This window comes from Streptomyces sp. NBC_01017 (genome assembly GCF_045162795.1).
GTDB classification, from domain to species: Bacteria; Actinomycetota; Actinomycetes; order Streptomycetales; family Streptomycetaceae; genus Streptomyces; species Streptomyces machairae.
This window is the reverse complement of sequence record NZ_CP108683.1, coordinates 3,443,960-3,469,724: the sequence shown is the minus strand read 5'-3', so window position 1 is coordinate 3,469,724 and position 25,765 is coordinate 3,443,960. Positions and strand designations below refer to the sequence as shown.

The window sequence follows — 25,765 nt, the reverse complement described above, 5'->3', positions numbered from 1 at the left end:
CGGTTTGTGCTGGCCGGCGGGACTTCGGTTCCGTCGGCCAGCGCGCCGTTTGCCGACCGGCATCGAAGGCGGACGGCGACGGTCTACGGAGCGTAATATCCGTCGATCGTCCCGGCCCCTTCGTTGTACGGTTCTGATGTCCCTGCCCCACGGATGGCAGGGCCATCGATCCCGTACCGGCGGGTGAACCGGTTACACACATGTATGTGGGGACGCTGTCCTTCGACCTCCTCCTCGGCGACGTACGTTCGCTGAAGGAGAAGCGCTCCGTCGTCCGCCCGATCGTCGCCGAACTCCAGCGCAAGTACGCGGTGAGTGCGGCCGAGGCGGACCACATGGACCTCCATCGGCGGGCCGGAATCGGCCTCGCCATGGTGTCCGGCGACGCCGGGCATCTCGCCGACGTACTGGACCGGTGTGAACGGCTGGTCGCCGGCCGTCCGGAAGTGGAACTGCTGTCGGTACGGCGGCGTTTCCACGGTGACCACGACGACTGACGACCATCAGCCAAAGAACGCAGAAGAAGAAAGAACGGGAGACGGACCAGTGGCCGACAACGCGCGGGCGAAAAAGCTGGCGGACCTCATCCGAGAGGTGGTGGCCCAGAAGCTGCAGCGCGGGATCAAGGACCCGCGGCTCGGTTCGCACGTCACCATCACGGACACCCGCGTCACGGGTGACCTGCGGGAGGCGACGGTCTTCTACACGGTGTACGGCGACGACGAGGAGCGGGCCGCCGCGGCCGCCGGACTGGAGAGCGCCAAGGGCGTCCTCCGCTCGGCCGTCGGAGCGGCCGCGGGCGTGAAGTTCACGCCGACCCTCACCTTCGTCGCCGACGCCCTCCCGGACACCGCCCGGACCATCGAGGACCTCCTCGACAAGGCCCGGCAGTCCGACGAGAAGGTGCGTGAGGTGTCCGCGGGCGCGAAGTACGCCGGTGAGGCCGACCCGTACCGCAAGCCGGGTGCCGACGACGAGTCGGACGCTGCCGAGACGGACGGCGACACCGCGGAATGACGCAGAAGCACACCACGCCCGACGGCCTTGTCATCGTCGACAAGCCGTCGGGCTTCACTTCGCACGACGTGGTCGCCAAGATGCGCGGCATCGCCCGCACCCGCCGCGTCGGGCACGCCGGCACCCTCGACCCCATGGCGACGGGTGTCCTCGTCCTCGGCGTCGAGAAGGCGACCAAGCTGCTCGGTCATCTGGCCCTGACCGAGAAGGAGTACCTCGGCACCGTCCGCCTCGGCCAGACCACGATCACCGACGACGCCGAGGGCGAGATCACGGCCTCGGTCGACGCCTCGAAGGTCACCCGCGAGGGCATCGACGCCGGGATCGCCAAGCTGAGCGGCGACATCATGCAGGTCCCCTCCAAGGTCAGCGCCATCAAGATCGACGGCGTGCGCTCCTACAAGCGGGCGCGTGACGGCGAGGACTTCGAGATTCCGGCGCGGCCGGTCACCGTCTCGTCCTTCTCGGTCCACGACGTGCGCGACGCCGTCGCCGACGACGGCACCGCCGTCCTCGACCTGATCGTGTCGGTTGTCTGCTCCTCGGGCACCTACATCCGCGCCCTGGCCCGCGACCTCGGCGCCGGCCTGGGCGTCGGCGGCCACCTCACGGCACTGCGCCGCACCCGCGTCGGCCCGTACAAGCTGGACTCCGCCAAGACGCTGGAGCAGCTGCAGCAGGAGCTGACGGTGATGCCGATCGCCGAGGCCGCCACGGCCGCGTTCCCGCGTTGGGACGTCGACGCCAGGCGTGCCCGGCTGCTGACGAACGGGGTCCGCCTCGACATGCCCGACGAGTACGCGGGCGCCGGCCCCGTCGCCGTCTTCGCCCCCGAGGGCCGCTTCCTCGCGCTCGTGGAGCATCACAAGGGCAAGGCCAAGAGCCTGGCCGTCTTCGGCTGAGGCGCCCGGCTCACGGGCGCCGCCTGCCGGTGTCTGCCCGTGGAGCGGCGGTCACGGGGTAGTCCTCTGCCCGCCGCTCCACGGTCCCCCTCGGTTCCCCCACCCCTAGGGTGTATCCAACGACCCCTGCCTGTTCACCCGTCCGTGCAGGCGCTCGGAGTGAACCGAGGGAGCGGAAGGGGGCGCGTTCGCCGAGCGATCTTTCCCGCTGATCACTTCGCGCCTACCGTCGAAAAAACAGGGCGTGGGCGCATGGGCGTGTGGACGCACGGGCGGGGAGGTTCGACGATGGCGGGACGAGGCCCGGCGGCGGGCGGCGACCGCCGGACGGCGGAGGGGACGCGGACGGCGGGAGACGCGTGGGACACGCGTCAGGCGCGCGGCGTTCGGGACCTGGGGGAGGCATCGGGTCCCTGGAGCACCTCGGACGACTTGCCCGGCATCGGCCTGACCGGGACGGACACCGGCACACAAGGCCCGGACGGCAGCGGGTCCTGCTCCGGCGAACGCCAGGACGGTGCCGGGTTGGGCGCCCGCCCCCGTGACGAAGCCCTGGTCCGCATTCACGACGCGGCCGGCCGGCCCCGCGGCCTCGGGTTCGTGGCCGACCACCACGGCACGGTCGTCACCAGCCACGAGGTCGTCGACGGTTCGGCCGGGCTGGTCCTGTACTCCGCCGAGGGCGACCGAAGCTGTGCGGTGGATACGACCGCGGTGACCCTGTTGCCCGCCCTGGACCTGGCTCTCGTACGCACCGCCGGGCTGGGCGTGGAGCCGTTGCCGGTGACCGTGCGGGAGCAGATCGAGACCGGCGCGTACGTCCGGATCGCCGCCGGGGGCTGGCGGGAAGCCAGGGTGCTGGGCGCCGTGGCAGTGACGTACACGGCGACGGACCGTCTCCATCTCCTCGACGGCGCCCTGGAGTTGGCGATCGGCACGGCCGGCCGGGACGCGTTGAGGCTGGGCGGAGGGGCGGCCGGAGGGCCTGTGCTCGACGCCGGGACCGGCGCCGTCGTGGGCGTTCTCGGCGCGGCACTGCAGTCCGGCCACCGCGACGCCGTCTTCGCGGTACCGCTGCTCCCGCAGGCCGGCGGCCGCGCGTGGGCAGGGGTGACCGGCGTCCCGTCCGACGGCGCGCTGGCCGAGCTGCTCGCGGAGAACGCGGCGACGGTGCCGGCGTACGGGGCCGACCTCAACCTGGCGGGCGTACTGGAGCTGACGGCCACATCGGTCGGGCAGGACGGTCCGGCCGGGGCGCCGGCGGGCCATGTGGGCCGGGAGGGCGCCGGGGGAGCGGGGGCGGTGGCCCCGGTCGAACGGGCCTCGACGGCGAGGGAGTTCAGCGCCTTCGCCGAGAGCCGGGCCTCCGTACTGGGCCTGGTCGGGCGTCCCGGCAGCGGCCGTACGACGGAACTCGCGGCCCTGGCCGCCCGCCGCAGCCGCGGACCGCAACCGGCTCCCACGCTGTGGCTGCGCGGCGCCGACCTGAGGCACGACGACACCTCGGTGGCCGACGCCGCGCGGCGAGCGCTGAACCGGGCAGCCCGGATCGTGGCGGCGTCGGTGTCGGTATCGGGATCTGCATCGGTATGGGCATCGGTGTCGGTGTCGGCGCCCGCGGCCGGCCAGTACTCCGCCGACCCCGGCATCCTGGGCGACACGAGCCCCGAACGGCTGGCCCAGCTCGCCCGCGCCACCGGCCGCCCCCTCCTGCTCCTCCTGGACAGCCCCGAGGAGATGCCCCCCGTCCTCGCCCACGGCCTCACGGAGTGGACCGAGGGCACGGCGGAGTGGCTGCGGGAGACGGGGGCTCGGCTGGTGGTGGCGTGCCGGGCGGAGTACTGGGAGGGGGCTGGTGCCGAGTTCCCGGAGGAGCTGCTGTACGGCTCCGGTGAGCGGTCGGAGCGCGGGACCTCCGGGCGGTTTCCGCCGTGCGTACGGCTCGACGACCTCACCCCTGACGAGGCCCACCGGGCCCGCGCCGGCTACGGCATCCCGGACGGCGTTCTCGCCCCACCCGATGCCCGACACCCCCTCACGCTCCGCCTCCTCTCCGAGGTGCGCGCCGCCCTGCCCGACGCCCCCGCCGTCCCGGTCGACCGCGACGACGTCCTCTCCGCCCACCTCGACCTCATGTGCCTGCGCATCGCCGTCCGCCTAGCCGTCGAGAACGGGCTGCGCGGCACCGCCGTACGCCGCCTGGCCGCCAAGGTCTCCGGCCAGGTCCACGAGGCCGCCCGCCGCAGCCTCGGGCCGGGCCAGGGGGAGCTGGACCGGGAGTCGTTCGAGGCGGTGTTCCCCTGGGGGCAAGCCCCCGCGCGGCTCGGCGGCGCCACCGGCTGGGCCTCGGCCGTCCTCACCGAAGGCCTCCTCGTCCCGGCCGGCAACGGCTATCGCTTCGCCCACGAGGAAGTCGCCGACTGGATCCAGGGCATGCACCTCGACCTGGACGAGGCCCTGTACGCCCTGGTCCACCGGAGCCGAACCCACCCCGACGCCGCGCACCCCCTCCCCGTACCGCACCACCGCATCGGCCCCGTCGTCCAAGCCCTCCTGCTGCTCCCACGGCACCACGGACACCGTCAACTAGCCCTCCGGCTGGAGGAGTTGGCCGATGCGCTGGATGCCGACCGGCACTGCTGGTGGGCCGCCCGGCTCATCACCGAGACCCTGCTGCGCGTCCCGGACGCGACGCCTTACCAGGACGTACTGCGCCTCCTCACCAACCGGATCGTCGCCCGGCGCGGGCGCGACCTCGCCGTGCCGCCCGAGTTCGGCCCCGACTTCTGGACCGCGCTGCCCCTCCCGGACGGGGAGCGTCTCGACCTCTTGCGCCGCCTCGTCCTCGCCGACGGCCCGCCGAGCGACTCCGAGGAGGCGCTCGACCCCGCGCAACCCCGGCATCCCCGGTACCTGGACGCGGTGGCCCGGCTCCTCGCCGCCGACCCCGCCGCCGTGCAACCCCACCTCACCCGCTGGTTCGACGACGACCGTCCGCTGCCCGCGACCCCCCACGCGACCGTCGCCCACGCCGCCCAGGCCCTGTTGCACACGCACCGCCACCGCGCCCTCGACGACCTCACCGAGACGCTCGTCGACAGCGCGCACCGCAAAGCCGACGAACTGCTCGCCGTACTGTCCGAGGAGGAACCGTCCGCGATCTGCCGGGCCGTCGACCGCTGGGCGCACGACGAGCGGCCCGCGCGACGCGTCGCGGCGGCGGCGTACGGACTGCGCGTCGCTCCTCACGTGCGCACCGAGGCCGACCGCGAGCTGCTCCGCTATGCCGCCCTCGCCCTGCTCACCCGGCCGGACGACTGCACCTTGCACGGCAGCGCGCTCGCCGTCCTCGTCCGGGACCCACGCACGCGTGCCCTCCACCTGCCGCAGGCGCTGGCGCACTTCGCGGCAGCCGACCCGCAGTTCCCGCCGGGCGCCCTGGTCGCCGCCCTCGCGACCCACCCCGAACAGGTCCTCGAAGCCTTCCGGGCGCGGCTGTGCCGACCCGATGCCGAAGAGGCGCTGCGCACCCTCGCCGACGTCACCACCCCGGACCTCGCCCGCCGGGTCGCCGCCCTCGTACGGGAAGCGGTCCAGTGGTGCCCCGAGACCGCCGCGGACGTGGCCGCGTACGTCGACCGGCGCCTCGAGGACGGCCCCAGTGCCCGCACCGTCCTCTTCCCGCTGGTCACCGGCCTGCTGGACGGCGGCACGGAACAGGTGCGGGTCGCCCTGGCCGCCGTACTCGCCACTCCGGGCACGCCCGACTCGCGGACCCTGCGGCGCGAGTTCCTGGACTTCCTCCTCGCCAACGAACACGCCCCCGCCGTCCTCGACGCCCTCCTGCACGCCACCGTCCGGTGCCGCGGCGACCGCCCGGGCGACGGCCTGCGCGACCTCGTCCACCACATCGGCATGCTGCTGGTCCGGACCCAGGACGGCGCAGCCCGTTTCGACCGGGGCCTGGTCGACCTGGGCCGCCGCGTCCCCGGCTTCGCCGCCCAGGTCGCGGCCTGGCTGACCGACACCCCGCAGGACTGGACGGCGGTGGTGGGCCCGAGCACCCGCCGGATGATCGAGAACCTGGCAGGCGTCCGAGTCCCCGCATGAATCCCGGGTTGTCACGTGCAGCCGGTCACAGCACCCATGCCGATGCGGGCCGGAAGGGCCCGGCATGGCACCCTTAGACCTGCGTAAGACCGTATGAGCGAAGACGGACACGGGTTCGACGACTTTGCGACAAGGAGCAGGCACAGTGCAGCGCTGGCGTGGCTTGGAGGACATCCCCCAGGACTGGGGGCGCAGCGTCGTCACCATCGGCTCCTATGACGGAGTCCACCGCGGGCACCAGCTGATCATCCGGCATGCCGTGGACCGCGCGCGTGAGCTGGGCGTCCCCGCGGTCGTCGTCACCTTCGACCCGCACCCCAGCGAGGTCGTCCGCCCCGGCAGCCACCCGCCCCTGCTCGCCCCGCACCACCGCCGCGCCGACCTGATGGCCGAGCTGGGCGTGGACGCGGTGCTGATCCTCCCCTTCACCACCGAGTTCTCGAAGCTGTCGCCGGCCGACTTCGTCGTCAAGGTCCTGGTCGACAAGCTGCACGCCAAGGCGGTCGTCGAGGGCCCGAACTTCCGCTTCGGACACCGTGCCGCGGGCAACGTCGAGTTCCTCGCCGAGCAGGGCAAGATCTACGACTACGAGGTCGAGGTCGTCGACCTGTACGTGACCGGCGAGGCCGGCGGCGGCGAGCCCTTCTCCTCCACTCTGACCCGGCGGCTGGTCGCCCAGGGCGACGTCGAGGGCGCCGCCGAGATCCTGGGCCGCCCGCACCGCGTCGAGGGCGTGGTCGTGCGCGGGGCACAGCGCGGCCGGGAGCTGGGCTTCCCCACCGCCAACGTGGAGACGCTGCCGCACACCGCCATCCCCGCCGACGGCGTCTACGCGGGCTGGCTGCACGCCCAGGGCGAGGTGATGCCGGCGGCGATCTCCGTCGGCACGAACCCGCAGTTCGACGGGACCGAGCGCACGGTGGAGGCGTACGCGATCGACCGCGTCGGCCTGGACCTGTACGGCCTGCACGTGGCCGTCGACTTCCTCGCCTTCGTCCGCGGCCAGGCGAAGTTCGAGTCACTGGACGGCCTGCTGGAGCAGATGGCCGAGGACGTCAAGCGCTGCCGCGAGCTGGTGGCTGCCGCCGAGTAGCCACGCCTGCGACGCCGAAGGGCGGCCGGTACCTCAGGGGTACCGGCCGCCCTTCGTCGTGCACGGGCTACTGCTGCGTCCAGCCGGGCGGTACGGCGCCCTGCTGCGGCTGCTGACCCTGCTGGCCCTGCTGCGGGTCCTGCGGCGGCGGCGCCTGCTGCTGCCACCCCTGGCCCGGCTCGGGCTGCTGCGGGTGCTGCCCCCAGCCCTGACCCGGCTGCGGGGCACCGCCCTGCTGGGGGTACGGCTGCTGGGGCTGCTGCTGCGGGGGCGGGTAGCCGCCCTGCTGCGGGTGCTGCTGGTGCTGCTGGTACTGCATGTTCGGGTTGCCGAAGCCCTGCTGCGTGCGCGCGATGTCCTCGGCGATGAGCGCGGCGAGGTCGAAGTAGGCCTCGCGGGTCTTGGGACGCATCATGTCGAGGTCCACCTCGGCGCCCGCCGACAGGTGCTCGTCGAAGGGGATCACGACGACACCGCGGCAGCGGGTCTCGAAGTGCGCGACGATGTCCTCCACCTTGATCATCTTGCCCGTCTCGCGGACACCCGAGATCACGGTGACCGACCGCTGGACGAGATCGGCGAACCCGTTGGCCGACAGCCAGTCGAGCGTGGTCGAGGCGCTGCTCGCGCCGTCCACCGAGGGCGTGGAGATGATGATCAACTGGTCGGCCAGGTCCAGCACGCCGCGCATCGCGCTGTAGAGCAGACCGGTACCCGAGTCCGTGAGGATGATCGGGTACTGCCGCCCCAGCACGTCCAGCGCGCTGCGGTAGTCCTGGTCGTTGAAGGTGGTGGAGACCGCCGGGTCCACGTCGTTGGCGATGATCTCCAGGCCCGAGGGCGCCTGCGAGGTGAAGCGGCGGATGTCCATGTAACTGTTGAGCTGCGGGATCGCCTGCACCAGGTCACGGATCGTCGCGCCCGTCTCGCGCCGCACGCGACGCCCGAGGGTGCCGGCGTCCGGGTTGGCGTCGATCGCCAGGATCTTGTCCTGCCGCTCGGTGGCGAGGGTGGCGCCCAGCGACATGGTCGTCGTGGTCTTGCCGACACCGCCCTTGAGGCTGATCACCGCGATCCGGTAGCAGGACATCACCGGCGTACGGATCAGACCCAGCTTCCGCTCCCGCTCCGCCTGCTCCTTCTTCGCGCCGAGCTTGAAGCGGGACGGGCCCTGGTTGTTCTTGCGCGCCTTGGGCTGGTTGCGCAGCAGTCGGTCCGACGACAGCTCCACTGCGGCGTTGTAGCCGAGCGGGGTGCCGGGCGCGGCTTGCTGCTGCTGCGGAGCGCCGGGGCCGGCCTGGGGGCCGGGTGGGGCGGTCCAGCCCTGGTTGCCCTGGTTGCCCGGCTGGCCGTAGGCGGCGGGGTTCTGCTGCGGCTGCGGTTGCGGCTGCTGCGGGGCCTGCTGCTGAGGCTGGGCCGGGGGCTGCTGCTGCGGCGCGGGCTGCTGCGGCGCGGGCTGTTGGGGCTGGGGCGCCTGCGGGTAGCCGTAGCCGCCTTGCTGGGGCGGGTAGCCGTAGCCGGGCTGCGCGGGGTGTTGCGGCTGCTGCGGGTAGCCGTATCCGTCGGCCTGCGGTTGCGGCTGCTGCTGCGGCTGCGCGGGCTGCGGCTGCCCCGGCTGCGGCTGGCCTGCGTGCGGGGGCTGCTGCGGGTAGCCGTAACCGGCGGCCTGCGGGTGTCCGGGATGCGGCTGTCCGGGCTGGTGCGCCTGCCGCGGGTCGGCGGGGGCGGGCTGTCCGCCCTGCGCCGGGTATCCGGGCTGGGCCTGCGGCTGGGCCGGGCCGAACGAGCCCTGCGCGGGGGGCTGGTGCGGGGGCTGACCGGGGTGGCCGGGCTGACCGGGATGGCCGGCCTGGTCCGGGAGCGGCTGGGCGGCCGGGGCCTGCTGCGGGTAGCCGTAACCGGCGGCCTGCGCGGCGGCGGCGGCCTGCTGGTCCGGCTGTCCGGCCTGCGGCGGCATTCCCGGGGCGTGCTGCGCGGGCGTGAAGCCCTGGGGCAGCGGAGGGAGCGCCTGGTTGGCGTGGGGCTGGGCCTGCGGCTGCTCCGCGGCCTGGCCCGTGGGCTGGGCCTGCGGCGGCATGGGGGGCTGGCCGGTCGGCTGCGCCTGGGGCTGCTGTACCTGAGGCTGCTGTACCTGAGCCGCGGGCGGCTGTTCGGGTGCGGTGGGCGCGGATGCGGCGGCCTGTGCCTCGGCCTCTGCGTCCGGCTCCGCTTCCGGCGTCGCCGGGGGCTCGTGCTGGGGCGCGGCCTGGGTGGGGGAGTCGGCGTCGGCCTGGACGTGCTCCGGCTCGTCGTCCTCCGCGGCGGGCGCGGATCCGGTGGAGTCCGCCGACTCCGCCTCGTCGGTCCGCTCCTCGTCCGCCTCTACGTCGTCGTCGGCATCGCCGAACAGGCGCGCGGCCTCGGCGTCCGCGGCGGCGTGGTTGAGCTCTGCCTCCGGCTCCGCCACGGGCTCCGCCACCGGCTGTGCGGGAGCGGGCTGCTCGGGTGCGGGCGCCGCCGGGACGCCGGCCGCCGGGGTGGCCGTCGAGGACGGTCCGCCCTGGGCGTCGGTGTCGACCGGCCGCAGCACGGGGAAGCCGGGGGCGCCGGGGGGCGGGGCGGGCGTGTGCTGCGGGGGTGCGGTGGGCGGCTGGGCAGGCGTCGAGGGCTGAGGCGCGGCGGGGGGCTGGGCAGGCGTGTGCTGTTGGGGCACGCCGAAGCCGCCGGACGTGTCCTGGCCTTGCTGCGGGACGCCGAAGCCACCCGAGGTGTCCTGACTCTGACCCTGCTGGGGTACGCCGAATCCGCCGGACGGGTCGTGACCTTGCTGCGGGACGCCGAAGCCACCCGAGGTGTCCTGACTCTGACCCTGCTGGGGTACGCCGAATCCGCCGGAGGTGTCCTGGCCTTGGCCCTGCTGGGGCGCACCGGCGCCCGTCTGCTGGGGGTAGCCGTATCCGCCGGCTGCGGGGTCACCCGGTGCCGACTGCTGTGGGGGCACACCGAATCCGCCGGAGGTGTCCTGGCCTTGGCCCTGCTGGGGCGCACCGGCGCCCGTCTGCTGGGGGTAGCCGTATCCGCCGGCTGCGGGGTCACCCGGTGCCGACTGCTGTGGGGGCACGCCGAAGCCACCCGACGGGTCCTGCCCCTGACCCTGCTGCGGATAGCCGTATCCGCCGGCCGCGGGGCCACCCGGCGCGGACTGCTGCTGCGGAAAGCCGTAGCCACCCGTGGCGGGGCCGCCCTGCTGGTGCGGGTCGGGCGTGCCCTGAGCCGGAGTCTGCTGGGCGGGCTGGGCCGGCTGCGCGGGCGGCTGAGGGGTGCCCTGGGCCGGTGGCTGCGCCGGTCCGGGAGCGTAGGGAGCGGGACCGCCGGGCGGACCCGCGGGCGATCCGACGGGCGCACCGGTCGGCGGTGGTGGCGATGGCGGACCGGAATCCTGCTGGCCACCGGCCGAGGAACCGCTTTGCGTACTTTGGGCGTACCAGGCGGGAGGTGTGTAGACGATTTCGAACTCGCCGGTGAGATCCACCTCGTGATCGTCCCCGTCCGAGGAAGGGCTCCCGCCGTTGTACTCGGACCGATCCCTGTTCACTGCTTGCCTCCTGGTCAGCCACTGCTGCTGAGCTGGTCGTCGTCGCGGCCGGGCGGACCGAGTGGCGAGTCCCACTCGACTGCGATCGTCACCGCACCACCAGAAGCCTAATCACTCGCATGGCGGGACGGAAAAGCCCCCATGGGCGCGGACGCTATAGCGCCGGGTGCGTGGGCGGAAGAGCCTCATGGGTGCGGACGGAAACCCCCCTGGGCGTAGCCCTGTTGGGCCCCGCCCAGGGGACGACGACCTGTCAGTCCATACGGCGGGCCACGCCGAGCAGGCCCGTCTCCGCGTCGGTGGGGTCGGTCATGACGAACTTCTGGTGCTTACGAGTGCACCACAGAGCGACGCCGTCGTGCAGGGTCGGCAGGTGCTGGAGCTGGTCCTCCGGGATCCCCAGCGTGTCCCGCACGGCCTCGGTCTCGTACGGCGAGATGCGCTGGATCCCGACCAGATGGGCCTGGGACAGCCAGCGCGGCGCGTGCTCACTGACGAAGGGCAGCACCGTCACCACGGCCTGCCACGGCACGGACGTCACACGACCGCGAGGCGGACGAATGCCGCAGTCCCGGAACAACACGACCGGACTGGACACCGACGGCCCTTGCGCGGGGACCCGGCCCACCGGATACACCGTCACACACTGCTGGCCGCCGCCCGCCGCCTGGGCCAACTGCTGCCAGGCCTGCGGACGTCCGGTCTCCACGCCCACCCGCGCTCCCGTCGCGGCGGCGCGCAGCGCCAGCACCTGGGCGAGCCACAGGCCACCCACGAGCACGACGTCGAAGGGAGTCGGACGGGACAGCCCGAGAACGGCCGGCTGCGACTCCGGGTCGGTGCCGATGATCACGCCGTCGTCACCGAGCGGCATGCTGATCGCCGCGAGTTCGTCGGCGCTGACGACATGGCGGTTGCGGCGCGGCCCGCGCAGCCCGAAACCGGGGCTGAAGATGCGCCGCTGCTGCTGTGTCTCCGGCTGCCGGATGATCGGGATCAGACCGGTGTCGGTGGGGGAGGCCACGTGTGCCGGAGTGCGTACGGGGGCCCGGCCCTGCTGCCCCGGGGGCATGGTCGCGGGGTGGGACATCAGTACGTACCTCCGAGCGGCAGAGTGGCGAGGGCTCCGGGGACCTGCTCCCGGTCGAGACGGACCAGACCGACCTTCGCGGTACTGGCGGCCCGCTCCAACTCGCGCCCCACCTGGCCGAGTTCACTGTCACCGCGGGCGGTGACACGGACGTGCCCGGTGAGGGAGACGCCCCGGTTGCCGGCCTTGCTGAGGGTCATGCTGAACGTCGTGGCGAGCAGGGGCAGCGAAGTGAGCCGCGTGACCAGCTCGGGCAGCGCCACACCGCCGCTCCCCAACTGCGGCCAGCGGGACACCCAGTACGTGGTGTGCCACCGGTCGTCGACCCGCCAGGTACGGACCGCCTCGACCGTACGGCGCTGGGAGGCCCGCCCGTCCTGCCCGTGCTGCGCGTTGGCGCGCGGGTTCAGGCAGCTGGACGTCGCGAGCGCCTGCACCAGCTCGGTCTCGTCCAGGATCGTCGCCTTGAAGCCGGCCCCGGCCAGCCGGCTCGCCAGCTGGTCCGCCACGCGCAGCAGCGAGCGCTGCGCACCGGGAACGCCGTCGCCGCGGGCCTGAACGGCCTCCGGGCACAGCTCCGGGTCGAGCTTGAGGGCGACCCAGGTGAGCCGGAGCGCGGGGGAACCGGCCTGTGCCTGGAGGGGGCCGTAGGAGCGCGCGGCGAGCGACTGCTGCGGCAGGTGCGGCGCGGGCGCCGGCTGGGTGTGCTGCACGACCTGCACGGAGGCGAGCCGGATCCCGTCGACCTCCAGGGCGTCCTGGATCAGCCGCAGCGGCAGCTGCCGTCCGGCGGCTGCGGGGCGCAGCGGTTCGTCGGCCGGCTGCACGAAGAGGACGGCGGTCAGGAAGGTCCCGTCGCCGATCATGCCGATGGAACGGTCGTCACGGGACACGAACGAATACGTCCGCAGGGCGGGGTCGCACTCCACGACCGGCGCCAGCATGGCGTCCGTCCCGGGCGGCACGGGCTGCTTGGCGTCGCGCCGACGCTGCCTGAGCGCGCGAGTCGTCTCGTACCACTCGGGCAGCGGACGGCGGCCCCGGCGCAGCACGGCCAGAAGTAGCAACAGCGCCGCAACGGCACCGGCCGGAGCCAGCAGCCAGGACGCGTCGGCGGCCCAGGCGGCCAGCATGACCGCCGCCGCGAGCTCCACCAGGATGAGCTGCTGCAGCCGTACCGGACCGAGGCCGCCCGGGCGGGGCAGCGTGCGCGGCGACGCGGCGACGGGCGCGGCCGGAGCAGCGGACGTACGTCTGCCGCCCGGACCTCCCTGTTGCTGCGGTGCGCGGCGTCCGCGCCGAGTGCTCGTAGCGCTGGTCATCCCCCGGGACATCCCTTTCGCGAAGTAGTGGCCGTCGGTCGGGCGGGATCCGCTGTCCGGGATCCCCGCGACGGGCCAAGGGCACCGATGGCCCACACCATCCATGCGGGTGGCTCACGGTACCCGCTGCACAACACCAGGCGACACAGGGGACACCCAAACCCCAGGTGGTCAGCCTGTCATGGACCGGCCCCGCATGGTGGAGCGCTGTGGTGAAGCTCTGTGAAGATGCGGGGGCGGCCGTACACCTGATGGATCGGGGTCGCGTGGCGCAAGGCATAGTAGGTGCCTGCGCGGGTGCCTGCGTGGCTGAACGGGCCTTGCGAGGCGGCCGAATCGGCCTTGCAGGACAGCCGAACCGGCCTTGTGGGACCGGCCTTTCGAGCGCGATCGAGCACCACTGACGCGCTTGAGCACACAACCGCGATCGAATCTCACATCACGATCAAGCATCACAAACGGGAGAAACGGGGACCATGGCAAAGCAGCGTCGGGATGAGCTCGCCGCCTACACGTTCGCTCGCAAGCGCACCGTCGCAGCGTTCCTGGCGCCGTCGCCGGGCGGATCCGAAGAGGGCGCACCGCGTCCCGTTCGTACCGTGATGCCCTCTCTCGCGGTGGGCGTGGTGCTGGTGATCGGCTTCATCGCGTGGGGCGTCATCAAGCCCGCGGCACCCAAGGGCTGGGACACGCCGGGCGAGTACATCATCGTCGACAGCGACTCCACCACGCGCTACGTCGTGCTGAACGACGAGGCGTCGAACGGCGACAAGACCAAGACGCTGCACCCGGTCCTCAACTACGCCTCCGCCAAGCTCCTTCTCGACAAGGGCAAGGGCAGCGTCATCGAGGTCCCCGGCAAGGAGATCGACAAGAGCGGCATCCCGCACGGCGCGACCCTCGGTATCCCGTACGCCCCCGACCGGCTGCCCGCCAAGGACGACGCGGAGCAGGAGAAGACCTGGGCGGTGTGCGAGCGGCCGGCCCCGGGGTCGGCCGATGCCATCGACCGCGCGGTCTTCGTCCTCGACGCCGACGACGCCAAGTCGGTCAACGACGCGGGGAAGGTAGGCACCGGCAAGGCCCTGTACGTCGTCGACTCCAGGACCAAGCAGGAATACCTGATCGACGGCAAGGGGACCCGCTTCCTGCTGGGCCGCCCGGGCCTCGACCAACCGACCATGGAGAAGCTGCGCGCCGCGGTCATCGGTGGTGAGGCAGAGCCGCAGTCGGTGAGCCAGGAGTGGCTGAGCACCTTCAACGACGGCGGTGTCCTCACGTTCCCGACGGTCCCCGGCGCCGGGAACGCCACCTCGGTCCAAGGGCTCCCCGCGGAGGCGAACATGGTGGGCAGCGTGCTCAAGGCGAACGACGCGGGAGGCGAGCGGTACTACGTCGTCCTCAAGGACGAGATCGCGGCCATCACGCCCCTCGTGGCCGACCTGCTCAAGCTGGCGACCGGGGCGGACGCCCGCGAGGACATCGTGGTCAGCACCTCGGACATCATCGATGCCAACGGCGGCCGGGCGGACACCTTCTACCAGGACAAGGGCTGGCCCCAGACCGTTCTGCGGCAGGCCAACGCCACCGACGCGGCGAGCGGCGAGGCCCGCACCACCTCGTGCAGCGTCTACAAGGGCGGCATCGGCGCGGACAAGAAGCCGCAACTCGCGGCCTGGGCCGGAACGGCGTACCCGAAGAAGGTCGTCGCCGACTCGCTGGGCGCCTACGTCTCGTCCGGCTCGGGCCTCCTCTTCCAGGAGGTCAAGGTTACGGCGGCCGGCGGCGGCGCGGTGTACCTGCTGACCGACACGGGCCTTCGGTACTCACTGCCGGCGAACAACGACAGCGGCGCGAAGGCAAGCGGCAGCGGTGCGTCCGCGGCGGCGGCGAGCGGGGCGTCGCAGGGCGATGCGAGCGAGACGGACAAGGCGCGCACGCGGTTGGGCTACGAGGACGTCTCCAACATGGCGATCGTGCCGCAGACGTGGGCGACGTTCATCCCGAAGGGGCCGATGCTGGACACGGGGAGTGCGGCGCAGCCGCAGAGCCAGTGACGGGGCCGGGGGGTCCCGATGCTTGAGGTCCCGGGTGCTTGAGGTCCCCCGGCTTGAGATCCCGGGGGGCTTGAGATCCCCAGGGCTTGGGTGCTTGAGATCCCGGGGGCTTGGGTGCTTGAGGGCCGTCTGCCGACGGCCCTCGGGCGGACGGCCAACGGGCCAGCGGGCAAACGCACTTGAGAGTAAGACGGTGTGACGGTCACGAGATGATCGCCCAAGTGTGTGAGCCGTGTAACTGATTGGTCTTGCCTGTGGTTGAGTGACAGGCTGACGATAGAGTGTTTGCAGCGCTCAAGCGTGCGAAGCTCCTCCGGGTACCCGTGCTGGTTTCCCGGATAAACGACGACATGGGGGAAGGTTCATCATGGCCGGCCAGTTCCGGGTAACAGAGGACGAACTCACCAAGCTCTCCGGCGACATCAGCACCGCGAACGGTCAGCTGCAGGGCGAGATCCGCCGCCTCAACGGAGTGATCGACCAGATCGCCGGCGGCTGGAAGGGCCAGGCGGCCCAGTCCTACCGCCAGCTGCAGGATCGTTGGAATGCGGACGCGAAGAGGATGAGTGACATCCTCAACGACATCAAGGAAGCCGTGGACTCCACGCGGAGCAACTACTCCGCCTCGGAAGAGCAGCAGAACGCGGAGATCAGCAAGATCATGTCCGACTTCGGCTGATAGAGCCGTTTCAGTCGGTCCATCTCTGCTGTTCAAGACTCCACAGACTTCCTCCGATTCTTCCTGAAAGGGAATGACGATGTCGATCCTCGTCAATTACGCAACCATCACCAATGCGTCCACCGACGTGAAGTCCACCGCCGGTCGCATCAAGCAGCAGCTCGACGACCTCGAGGCCGCGGTCAAGCGTGTCGCCAGCACCTGGGAAGGTGAGGCGCAGGAGGGCTACCAGCGCAAGCAGCGCGAGTGGGACAAGACCGCCCAGGACCTGCACGCGACCCTGCTGAAGATCTCGACGGCCCTGCAGAGCGCCGCCGAGAGCTACCAGGCCACCGAGAAGAGCAACGCCAACACGTGGGGCTGAGCCCGGCGGCGGCCCAAGGGGCATGAGGTGAAGAGAATCGGCCCAGCCGACGCCACGGCGTTCGCTGGGCCGACCTCTGCTTCGGGGTCGTACACAGCTTCTCCGGAACCGGAAGAGCCGGCTGCCGGAAAGCACACAGCAAATCCCGCGAACATTCACATTTACGTTCACATTCACCGCAACACCCGTGACACACACATGACCCAGCTTCGAAGGAAGCAAGGAAGCCCTGGGGGCCTGAACATGAGGGGCCTGAACGTGGCGGACCGCACAGCCCGCACGCGTAGCCGCACCAGTGGAACCCGCGCACTGCAGCGGGTTTTCGGCGTGCTTGCGGTGACGGGGGTGTGCGTGGCGTCGGCGCCGCCCGCGCTGTCGGCACCGACGGACACGACGACGCCCACCCGCCTCGCGGACTCGCGAGACTCCGCCTCCGGCGGCTCCGGCTCCTCCGACGCCCCCGAGTTCGGCCTGTCGGCCAGCACGGAATGCGCCTTCGGCGGCAACGTCATCAAGTCCACGCCCTGGTCACTCCAGCGGATCCTCCTGGACCAGCTGTGGGAACAGGCGACGGGCAAGGACGTCAAGGTCGCGGTGATCGACACGGGCGTCGACAGCTCGAACAAGCAGCTGAGCAGTGCCGTATCAGGCGGCAAGTCCTACGTCGGCGGTTCCGCCACCAAGGACATCGAGGGCCACGGCACGCGGGTCGCCGGCATCATCGGCGCCCGCCCGCTCAAGGGCACGGGCTTCGTTGGTATCGCGCCGGAGGCCGAGATCCTCTCCTACCGCTACACGGGCGGAGAGGGGGAGAAGCAGGGCAACTCGGGGACGATGTCCCAGGCGATCGCCGCCGCGGTGACCGCGGGCGCGAAGATCATCAACATTTCCTCGGACACCGCGAACAAGGAAGACAACGACGGTCTGCGGCGCGCCGTGGCCAACGCGGTGAAAGCCGGAGCCCTGATCGTGGCAGCCGCCGGCAACGACGGAGCCGACGGCAAGCCCGCGAACACCTACCCGGCCGCCTACCCGGGCGTCCTGGCGGTGGCGGCCTCCGACCGCAACGACGAACGCGCCTTCTTCTCACAGGCGGGCGACATGGTAGACGTCGCGGCACCTGGCGTCGGCATGGTCTCCACGGTTCCGGAGGGCGGCCAGTGCACGGCCGACGGCACGAGCTTCGCGGCCCCGTACGTCGCGGGCGTCGCGGCCCTCCTGAAGCAGAAGAACCCGGACTGGACCGCGGCCCAGATCGCCACCCGCATCGAGGAAACGGCCCAGCGTCCGGGACGGGGTCCCAACCAGTACATCGGCTGGGGCGTGGTCGACCCGGTAGCGGCGTTGTCGGATACATCGACACCAGGGAACTCGCCGGAGCCGGATCCGCCGGTGCAGGCCGGGGCTGGTGGAGTCATCCCCATGGCTGTGACGATGGGTGAGAGCGAGGCGGAGCGCGAACGCCGGGTGGCGATTTACGTGTTGGGCACAGGGCTCGCTCTTGCGCTGGTGGTTGCGGGGAGCGGGGTTGCTGTGCGGGACTGGCGTAGTCGGAGGGTCGGACGGGCCGGTGCGTCGGCCGGCCGACTTGACCGACTTGGGCGATGACTGGGCACCGAGTGGGTGCTGACAACTTGAGGAACAGGGGAGAGGACAACGGGGTATGAGTAACGGGATGCGGGTTGACCTGAGCGCGATGGATGAGGTCATCCGGAAGCTCTGGACGTTGCTGGACGATATGGATAAGGCCGGGCAGACGTCTCGGTATAACACGGAGATCCCGATGGATGCGTTCGGGAACACGTGCCTCTTCAGGGAGGCCGGTGATCTGCACGCGGCCCACGGGACCATGAAGACCGATCTTGAAACTGCGATCAAGAGCCTGCATGGGCTGATCGACAAGTTCGGCACGAGTACCTCCAAGGTCAAGGACAAGTACACCGAGCAGGAGTACGCGAACAAGAACCAAATGGGTGGTGACACGGGGAGCTCGAGCGGCTCGTTTGCAAGGTAGTCCGATCGAGAATCACCTGTTAGAGGGAGGAGTTCAAAATGGCCGGTGAAAAAGACCTGCCCAAGCCCGAGATCGTGAATGACACCTGCGTTGCGGACCCTGAGCGACCTCAGACCAAGACTCAGTTCATCGACTACTCGTTGAAAGAACTCAAGCAGATGCTTGAGGGAACTAACCCCGGGGCTATCGAGGAGGTTGGCCGTCACTGGGGCAAGGTCAACGAAATTCTCTCCGGTGGCGAAGGCGGTGGCATCGCAGCGCTGCTCGACAAGGCAGTCGACAATGTTCTGGAGCACTGGGAGGGGGATGCTGCTCGGAGCTTTGAGAAGAAGGCTCGTGAAATCTCCCAGAGCATCAGGAATGCCGCCTGGCACGCTGATCTCAACAGCGGTCAGATGGCTGACGCCGGGTCGCAGCTGCGGAGGTTCAAGGCGCAGCTGGACGAGATTGAAGAGCCCAGTGGCTGGGCCAAGGTCGGTGACGCTCTCAGTGACTGGAAGTGGGACAACGGGGAAGCAGTAGCTGGCGATCTCCAGGACCGCAAGCTGACCACCAAGGAAGTTGCGGAGATCAACGAGGGCAAGATCGGAGCGAGCCGGGAGGCTCAACTCAACGGTGTTGCCGTCATGGAGAACCTTGCCGCTCAGTACATCCGGGTTAAGGGAAACCTGGATCGAAATCGAGTGGTTACCGACGACAAGGGCAACATCAAGGACCCTAACCGCGACGTGGAGTACCCGCCGCCTGTCACGCCCCCTACCGGCGGGGCATCGCGGCCAGGGGCGTCCGGCTCGGCTCCTAAGCCATGGAGCGCAGGTCCGACCGCTAATGTGAAGCCCGCTCCCGCGGTACCCCGCGACCAGGGCATCACGGGCGGTACGCAGCTCCCCACGGCTAAGACCAAGGTGGACAGCATCACTCCCGGCCTGACGGGGCCTGGTCCTTCCGGGAGCACGGGCGTAGGCGGTGGCGGTGGCGGTCTTGGCACCGGCGGCGCACAGGGTCCGGGCATCATGGCACCTGGCGGAGGCTCTGGCTTCGGCCGTGGATCCGCAGCCGGGCGTGGGGGCATCGGAGCCATGGGCGGTCGCGGTGGTATGACTGGAGGCGGCGCGGCAGCAGGTCGTGGCGCCGGTGGCCGAGCCGGTATGGGCGGTATGGGTGGCGGTGGTGCCGGTGCGGCCGGCCGGGGTGGCGCTGGTGCCGGCGGTCGTGGTGCTCTGGCGAAGGCCCGTGGCGGCGTTGTCGGCGCGGCCAAGGGAATTGCCGGCAAGGGTGCTGGCGGCGGCGCGGGCCTGCACGGCAGCCGCGGTGGAACCCAGCGTGGCGGCATGGCCGGCGGTATGGGTGGCATGGGCGGTCGCAATGGACGTCGGCCCGAGGACGAGAACAGCAGGGGTGACCGTCCCGACTATCTGGTCGAGGACGAGGAAACCTGGATCTCGGAAGAAGATCGAAACCGCAACGTACCGCGGACCATCGAGTAGGCACACGAGGCGAGCCGCACGGAGAGCGTGCGGCTCGCTTGTATGAAGACTGGCGTAACCAGTCGTGGTTGAGTGAGGAGCAAAGCAGTGAGTTTCAAGCGAGTCCGGTCTGCGGCGGGAGTCGTAGCGCTGACAGGAGCTTTGCTCCTCACTACCGCACCAACCGCGTCGGCGGACTACGTCAGAGACCAACAGTGGGTCTTGAACGCGTTCGCGGTAGAGGATGTTTGGGCTGAATCCCAGGGGCAGGGCGTTACCGTTGCGGTTGTCGACTCCGGAGTCGACGCCAGCCACCCTGACCTGACGGGCCAGGTCCTCGAAGGGAAAGACTTCACCGGCGGCGATAACGCTCAGGAGGACAAGCTCGGACACGGGACGGGTATGGCTAGCATTATTGCTGGCCACGGCCATGGTTCGGGAAACTCCTCCGGCATGGTAGGGCTCGCGCCAAAGGCGAAGATCCTACCCCTGCGCGCCCTCCAGACGGAGAAAGACCCACTCCATGACGAGACCTGGGCTGCAGCGGTTCGATATGCAGTGGACCAAGGTGCGAAGGTCATCAATCTCTCCTTCGCCAATGATGGCGGCAAGACACTGAGCGATGGTCGGGCAGCAATCGCTTATGCGCAAGCTCACGACGTTGTTGTTGTTGCGGGTGCAGGTAATGACGGATCCATCGCCGTTGACGAGCCAGCCGCGCTACCTGGTGTTGTCGCCGTTGGCGCTATCGATAAGGACGCTAATCGCTGGGACGGCTCAAACACTGGAAAGGGACTGGCCCTCATGGCCCCCGGTGTTGAGGTTCTCGCAGCAGATCCGACTCGGTCGCAGCAGTACAATTTGTCAAACGGTACTTCGGATGCCACAGCCTATGTATCTGCCGCAGCGGCCCTTGTCCGATCCAAGTACCCCGACCTCACGGCAGGCCAAGTAATCAACCGCCTGATCAAGACAGCCACCTTCGCACACCACAAGGGGTTGAAGGCACCCGACGAGGAGTACGGCTACGGGATCGTCCGCCCCTACTCGGCGCTCACGATGGACCTCCCCGCCGGCCCCAAGAAGAACCCCCTCGGCCAACTCACCTCCTCCACCTCGACCTCCAGCGAGGCGGCCAACGGGACCGACAAGTCGACGCAGGCCAAAAAGAAGAAGAAGTCCTCCTCCAGCAGCCTTCTCCTTGTCGCCGGTGGCGTCGCAGTCGTCGTGGTCATCGGCGCCATCGCCTTCGTGGTACTCCGCAACCGTCGCAACGGAGGCAACGGAGGCCCCGGCTCTGGCGGTGGAGGGTCGCAGTACCCCGGCTACCCGTCAGCCCAGCAGCCGTACCCGGGTCCCGCTTCGAACCAGGGATACCCTGCCTCGCCGGAGCAGGCCCCGCAGCATCCCGGCCCCTACAGTCAGCAGCCCCCGCAGCAGGGGCATTGAGAGGCAAGCCTTCCTCGTCTGTGGCAGCCAGAGGCGCATCCGGTTTTCCCAAGAGGCTGCGCCTACCGCAGGGGTGGAACCTCGGCACCCACGTGGGAATTCTGCTGAACCTGCTGGGGTACCGTGACGAAGACCGTGCATCGAAATGGTTGGGGCGCGGTGAGGTATGCCCGGACTCTGCGGCTGTGTGTCGCGTCGGCATGTCGATTCCGCAGTGACCTGGTTGTCAAGAAGGAGAAGGGGTTCCCATCGATGGGTGCCATCGTCGTCGTAGTTGGCGTTCTCGGCCTTGGAGCCGTAGTCGGCGCCGTAGTCGTCTTCGTAGTGCTACGCAGTCGCCGCCACTCGGGTCCTGGCCAGGTGAACCACGGCGTCGGAGCTTCACCCCAGCACATGGGATACCCGCCGCAGCAGCCGGCCTACCCGCCTGCTCAGCCGCCTTACCCCTCGGCTCCCCAGCAGGGGCAGCCCACTCCTCCTGGGCAGGCGCCTCAGTACCCCAACCCCTACACGCAACAACCCCCGCATCACGGGCAGTAGACAGGGCGGAGCCCGTCCTCATTTGACAAGGGCTGCGGCCGAGCTGACTCAGCAGTAGGCCCTGGCCCTGACGCGAGGACGCCGCCGCACTCGGCCGAGTTGCTTTTCACCGCGCGTACCAATGATGTTCGGTTCGTTCTCCAAGAGCCCTCCAAGAGCCCAACAGTCCCCGCCTGTTCGACAGCGGCCGGGCCCGCTGTGCGCAGGCCTGGGCACGTAGCGGGTCCTCTCTCTGAGTGCGCGGGGTGCGCGAGTACCATCAGCGCCCCGATCCGCAGAGTCTCCGTGAGCGTACGGACGTGACTCCTTCGAGTGCGACAAGGACAGTAAGGGACGATTTCGGGTGAGCAGGACCGAGCGCGGCCGGGAGACGGTTGAGCGGGCGAGAGCGCTGGTGCCGGCGGGTGAGGTACTACGTGCCGATCACGGGGTCTCATTGGCCGAGAGAGCACCGATGCCCGGCTGCTTCCGCCGCCCGCGCGCTCTGCGATCCGAGCGCCGCACGCTCGGGAGCTGGGCCATGCTCCCCGTGTTCTGGTTCGCACGACTCTACGAGATCACCTGGAACCCGATCGAGGCGGTCGTCGAAGCGTTCACGGAGCGTGAGCCGAAGAAGCCGGGCAAACCGTTTCACGGCGGCTGGAACAGCATGGCCGGCCATCTGGCCCGCGCCGTGCTGCCTCGGACCAAGAACAGCAGGGCTGTGATGTTGCAGGTCACTGACCGCCGGCTGCAGATTGTCTACGTGTCACAGGCCCGTTCCTTCACTGGCAATCCCGGTCCGGCCGAGGTGGGATGGGCCACGGATCTTCACAACGTGACCTGCATCCGTGACCGGAGCGATGTGGTGGGCGGCGACCACGAGATCGGCTTTGTCGACGGTTCGTGGTGCTCGATCCACTTCGGCGGCAAGGGCTGGAGCCGGATGTCGGACGCGTTCCCGCTCAGATTGAGTCACCTCGACCCGCTTCCGTATCAGAGATGAGCGGACCGTTGTGGGCTGTGACGTGAAGTGAACCCGCCCGGGACCGGCTCGATCGGTCCCGGGCGGTGCTGTCCTCGACGGGTGAGGGAGCGTCAGGAAGGCGGGCCCGCGATCCGGATTGCTATCCGAAGTCCGCCCTCACGTGATCGACAGCGCTACGTCCCCGCTCGTCGCTGTCGCCCGGGGATGGGACGGCCCCGGCTCCGCTGGACACCGTCAGATCGTGTGCGGTCTTCGACAACAACGAGACGTAGAAGGGGAGATCGGGCAGGGAGGGTGTGGTGAGGCTCAGGACGAGGAGTCGTTGCATCCGGGGGAGCGGGAGGTACACGTCCGCCCTGGCCAGTGGCAGGGAGGGAGCCGTTGCATCGGAGGGGTCAGACTGCCACTCGATGCCGCACAGGACGAGAACACCTGGCCCGGCCGGGACCCGGAACTCCTCGACCGTGTTGTTGTCGTTCACGGAGAGCGCCTCGAACAGGCCTCGCACCGACAGTTCCGCGTCAGGTTCGTCCAGCGGGTCGAGGCGGGCCAGCAGTGACGCGGTGGTGAGGCGGCCGTCCGGGGCCTCGTCCAGGCAGAAGCCGGCGTAGAAGGAGTTCTCGGCGAGCGCGTGGTCGGCCATCTCGCGGTAGGAGTGGAAGGTGACCTCGCGCTGAAAGTCGGTGCCGTGCGGCCAGACCTCCTCGGCGATGGACCAGAGTTGCTCCTGGCGCTCCTCGTCGTCCAGGTCGAGTCCCAGTGAGTGAAACCCACCGGGAACGTCCAAGTGCAGCTCGGTGGTGAGGGCGGACATCAAAGCGTCTTCCTGTGGGCTGGCCGCAGACTCACACCGCGACGCAGATCGGTAGATACGTCCAGGGCGAGGTGGTGCCTGTGTGCCAGGCGGGTCAGCACACTGACCGGGGTCCCCCGGAACTCACGGGGATGCAGTGCGACGCCCTTCAGGCGTGCGCCGTCAGGCATGGGGGCCAGTGTGACGAAGTGGTAGATCGTCGTGCGCCAGCCGAATTGCTGTCGCTCGATCTCCCCGGCGAGCCGGGCGAACTCCCGGTCCAGGTGCGCCTCGTGCCTGGCTGAGTTGCGAGAGAGGCGGAGCGCCAGCTTGCCGGGCGAGAGGAACCGGGCGGGAGCGTTGAGCAGCCGCATCAGATCGTCCTCATGGCCATCTCCGAAGATGACCATGAGCAGCCAGACGAGTTTGGCAACGAATTCCACCGGGATGAGCACCCACTGCAGCACGAACCACAGCAGAAGTCCCAGTCTCGAAGGGAACGGAAGGACCGGGTCCGCGACCGACTCGGAGTGCGGCGTGGCTGCCATGGCTATTCTCCCGTCACGCTGTCGTAAATGCCGCTGACAGTGCCCGGCACCTGCATCGCAAGCTGTGGGCCCTTCGACCACCACGACGTCGGGTCCACGGTTCCGTCGGCACGTATCGCTGCTTGCAGGGAATCAAGGTTCCTGAGCCCTGGAGTGTTGGCGACGATGGTGTTCAGCCCGGTCTCGCCCATCGAGGCACCCATGTTCTTGGCCACCGAGTTCTCCCAGGCGAGCTTCACCTTGTTCGCGGCGCCTTGTGCCTCGAAGATCTGGCCCTCGGCGCCGCGGAGGATGCGGTTCCCCGCTCGGCCGAAGTCTTCCGCTGTTGCGACTCCGTCATCCACGAGCTTGCCCAGCCGAGCGGCCCTTGCCGCGCCGTCGACGGACGTCACCAGCTCTCCCGCCTTCTCCGCGCGCACCACGACCTTCGCCGTGCCGGTGATGGCTGTCTTGGCGAAACCGGCGCCCGGAACGATGCCTAGGGCGTCGCCCGCCAGGTCCATCAGCCCAATATCCGCACCGCCGATCTTGGCTGCACCATGAGCCAGGAGCGCACCCGCCGAAAAGCCCGCACTCGCCAGCGCGAGAGCCCCGGACAGCGGCGGACACCACAGGGTCAGCAGTGCCAGGACACCGAGGACGGCGGAGATGTTGCTCAGCCAGTCACCGATGCTCTTCAGGAGGTCCTTGTGCCGGGCGCACCACTCCTGGATGGCGTGTCCGAGCTTCTGGAACTGGTCGCCAAGTCGCTCCCAGAACCCCGGATCGGGGGCGTTCTCGGTCGCCTTGCGTAGCTGACCCGCGACGCCCCGGGCCTGGGACTGGTGCTCCTCGAGCAGCCGCTCAGCGCTTTTGATGATTTCCTCGAGCTCGCGCTCGGCCTGGTCAAGTCGTACGGAGGCTGTCGACAGGTCGCCATCGGCCTGCTGCAGCCGGGCGCTCGCCGCGTCGATCTTTGCTTGGGCGTCCTGCAGAGCGGGGCCGGTGAAGTACTGGCCACTGAGGCGGAACGCGGGATCGGAGGCTGCCTGGTTGTAGCGGCTCGTCGCCGTGTCCTTGGCCTTTTCCGCGGAGCCGACCTGCCCCTTGGCCTCCTTGGCCTGCGACTCGTACGTTCGGGCTGTGTTCTGGTAGTCGGCCAGCGCCGCACGCCACTTCGTCAGCTCCGACGACGCCGTACTCATCGCCTCTTGGCTGTCCTTCAGATAGCGGGGGAGTTCCCCGACCTTCTTCGAGAACGCGGAGGCCGCATCTCCAGCCCAAGTGACGTTCCCCGTCAGGCGCTTGATGCTGTTCTGCGCGTTGTCGAGTGCGGCTGCCGCCTTCTTGGTGCGGGCGGCCAGCGAATCCACGTTGCCGGGGTTGCCCGGTGCCGGATCGAACCCGAGGGCGGGGTACGAGTCACTGCTCACTGCGCGCCACCCTTCCCGGCGAAGCCGTCACGCAGGGCCGTCTCGACGTCCCGGTAGGTGTCGCGGGTCTTCTTCAGTCCGTCCTCGATGGACTGCGTACCCTCGGCGATCTTCGTGATCGCGTCGTCCCAGCTGTCGTGGAACTCGTCGCAGCCGTTGTCGAGTTCCTTGCTCCCCGTGGTCTTCGGACCGGTGTCACGCAGAGCGTTGAGCGCGGAACGCATCTCGTCCTGACTCCGGTGGAGTTCCCTGACCAATGTGTCCAGCTCGGATATGTCTACTTTGAAGCCCGCTCCCATGGCGCCGGCATCCCCCTGTCTTGCAAAGGTGCAGGTCAACTGCTGTCCACCACAAGCTATCCAACGGGT

The 25,765-nt window shown here is 69.9% G+C and carries 20 protein-coding genes; 13 read left to right on the top strand and 7 right to left on the bottom strand.

Features of this window, described 5'->3' with window-relative positions; genetic code table 11:
• The first annotated feature begins 200 nt into the window (after positions 1 to 200).
• The 5 genes from OG331_RS15755 (at position 201) to OG331_RS15735 (ending at position 7,122) form a co-directional block, all read left to right on the top strand.
• Complete coding sequence (locus OG331_RS15755) at positions 201 to 497, top strand: DUF503 domain-containing protein (protein ID WP_406196491.1); 297 nt, start codon at positions 201 to 203, stop codon at positions 495 to 497.
• Between the two features lie 49 nt (positions 498 to 546).
• A complete protein-coding gene (gene rbfA / locus OG331_RS15750) occupies positions 547 to 1,017 on the top strand; it encodes a 30S ribosome-binding factor RbfA (RefSeq protein ID WP_328878870.1) in 471 nt (156 codons plus the stop codon).
• Positions 1,014 to 1,919, top strand: coding sequence for a tRNA pseudouridine(55) synthase TruB (truB, locus tag OG331_RS15745; RefSeq protein ID WP_406196488.1), 906 nt, complete (start codon positions 1,014 to 1,016; stop codon positions 1,917 to 1,919). The genes rbfA and truB overlap by 4 nt, the downstream gene beginning before the upstream one ends.
• A 288-nt stretch (positions 1,920 to 2,207) precedes the next feature.
• A complete protein-coding gene (locus tag OG331_RS15740) occupies positions 2,208 to 6,029 on the top strand; it encodes a trypsin-like peptidase domain-containing protein (RefSeq protein WP_406196486.1) in 3,822 nt (1,273 codons plus the stop codon).
• Between the two features lie 145 nt (positions 6,030 to 6,174).
• Entirely contained in the window at positions 6,175 to 7,122 is a 948-nt protein-coding gene (locus tag OG331_RS15735) for a bifunctional riboflavin kinase/FAD synthetase (RefSeq protein ID WP_362388979.1), read from the top strand.
• Positions 7,123 to 7,189: 67 nt separating this feature from the next.
• On the opposite strand, the gene OG331_RS15730 is transcribed toward OG331_RS15735, so the two are convergent.
• The 3 genes from OG331_RS15730 to eccE form a co-directional block, all read right to left on the bottom strand.
• Positions 7,190 to 10,696, bottom strand: coding sequence for an SCO5717 family growth-regulating ATPase (locus OG331_RS15730; RefSeq protein ID WP_406196484.1), 3,507 nt, complete (start codon positions 10,694 to 10,696; stop codon positions 7,190 to 7,192).
• 253 nt (positions 10,697 to 10,949) lie between these two features.
• Positions 10,950 to 11,786 (bottom strand): hypothetical protein, encoded by an 837-nt coding sequence (locus OG331_RS15725; protein ID WP_406196481.1) that lies wholly within the window; start codon positions 11,784 to 11,786, stop codon positions 10,950 to 10,952.
• Positions 11,786 to 13,108, bottom strand: coding sequence for a type VII secretion protein EccE (gene eccE / locus OG331_RS15720; RefSeq protein WP_406196479.1), 1,323 nt, complete (start codon positions 13,106 to 13,108; stop codon positions 11,786 to 11,788). The genes OG331_RS15725 and eccE overlap by 1 nt, the downstream gene beginning before the upstream one ends.
• A gap of 476 nt (positions 13,109 to 13,584) precedes the next feature.
• Between eccE and eccB the strand changes: the two genes are divergently transcribed.
• The 8 genes from eccB to OG331_RS15680 all read left to right on the top strand — a co-directional run bounded on the left by eccB (position 13,585) and on the right by OG331_RS15680 (position 22,662).
• Complete coding sequence (eccB, locus tag OG331_RS15715) at positions 13,585 to 15,165, top strand: type VII secretion protein EccB (protein ID WP_406196476.1); 1,581 nt, start codon at positions 13,585 to 13,587, stop codon at positions 15,163 to 15,165.
• A gap of 367 nt (positions 15,166 to 15,532) precedes the next feature.
• On the top strand, positions 15,533 to 15,844 hold the full coding sequence (locus OG331_RS15710) for a WXG100 family type VII secretion target (protein WP_328422753.1): 312 nt from the start codon (positions 15,533 to 15,535) through the stop codon (positions 15,842 to 15,844).
• A gap of 73 nt (positions 15,845 to 15,917) precedes the next feature.
• Complete coding sequence (locus OG331_RS15705; RefSeq protein ID WP_328422751.1) at positions 15,918 to 16,208, top strand: WXG100 family type VII secretion target; 291 nt, start codon at positions 15,918 to 15,920, stop codon at positions 16,206 to 16,208.
• Positions 16,209 to 16,466: 258 nt separating this feature from the next.
• The gene (gene mycP / locus OG331_RS15700; RefSeq protein WP_406196473.1) at positions 16,467 to 17,816 is read left to right on the top strand and encodes a type VII secretion-associated serine protease mycosin; all 1,350 of its coding nucleotides are present in this window, start codon (positions 16,467 to 16,469) and stop codon (positions 17,814 to 17,816) included.
• 55 nt (positions 17,817 to 17,871) lie between these two features.
• Positions 17,872 to 18,222, top strand: coding sequence for a hypothetical protein (locus OG331_RS15695; RefSeq protein WP_406196470.1), 351 nt, complete (start codon positions 17,872 to 17,874; stop codon positions 18,220 to 18,222).
• A gap of 38 nt (positions 18,223 to 18,260) precedes the next feature.
• Positions 18,261 to 19,709 (top strand): hypothetical protein, encoded by a 1,449-nt coding sequence (locus tag OG331_RS15690; protein WP_406196468.1) that lies wholly within the window; start codon positions 18,261 to 18,263, stop codon positions 19,707 to 19,709.
• An 87-nt stretch (positions 19,710 to 19,796) separates the two neighbouring features.
• Positions 19,797 to 21,137 (top strand): type VII secretion-associated serine protease mycosin, encoded by a 1,341-nt coding sequence (mycP, locus tag OG331_RS15685; RefSeq protein WP_406196465.1) that lies wholly within the window; start codon positions 19,797 to 19,799, stop codon positions 21,135 to 21,137.
• A gap of 1,060 nt (positions 21,138 to 22,197) precedes the next feature.
• The gene (locus tag OG331_RS15680) at positions 22,198 to 22,662 is read left to right on the top strand and encodes a hypothetical protein (RefSeq protein ID WP_406196463.1); all 465 of its coding nucleotides are present in this window, start codon (positions 22,198 to 22,200) and stop codon (positions 22,660 to 22,662) included.
• Between the two features lie 121 nt (positions 22,663 to 22,783).
• On the opposite strand, the gene OG331_RS15675 is transcribed toward OG331_RS15680, so the two are convergent.
• The 4 genes from OG331_RS15675 to OG331_RS15660 all read right to left on the bottom strand — a co-directional run bounded on the left by OG331_RS15675 (position 22,784) and on the right by OG331_RS15660 (position 25,621).
• On the bottom strand, positions 22,784 to 23,458 hold the full coding sequence (locus OG331_RS15675; protein ID WP_406196460.1) for a hypothetical protein: 675 nt from the start codon (positions 23,456 to 23,458) through the stop codon (positions 22,784 to 22,786).
• Positions 23,458 to 23,904 (bottom strand): hypothetical protein, encoded by a 447-nt coding sequence (locus OG331_RS15670; RefSeq protein ID WP_406196458.1) that lies wholly within the window; start codon positions 23,902 to 23,904, stop codon positions 23,458 to 23,460. The genes OG331_RS15675 and OG331_RS15670 overlap by 1 nt, the downstream gene beginning before the upstream one ends.
• Before the next feature lie 83 nt (positions 23,905 to 23,987).
• Positions 23,988 to 25,397 (bottom strand): putative T7SS-secreted protein, encoded by a 1,410-nt coding sequence (locus OG331_RS15665; protein ID WP_406196455.1) that lies wholly within the window; start codon positions 25,395 to 25,397, stop codon positions 23,988 to 23,990.
• The gene (locus OG331_RS15660; protein WP_406196453.1) at positions 25,394 to 25,621 is read right to left on the bottom strand and encodes a WXG100 family type VII secretion target; all 228 of its coding nucleotides are present in this window, start codon (positions 25,619 to 25,621) and stop codon (positions 25,394 to 25,396) included. Before OG331_RS15660 ends, OG331_RS15665 begins: the two co-directional genes overlap by 4 nt.
• Positions 25,622 to 25,765: the final 144 nt, after the last annotated feature.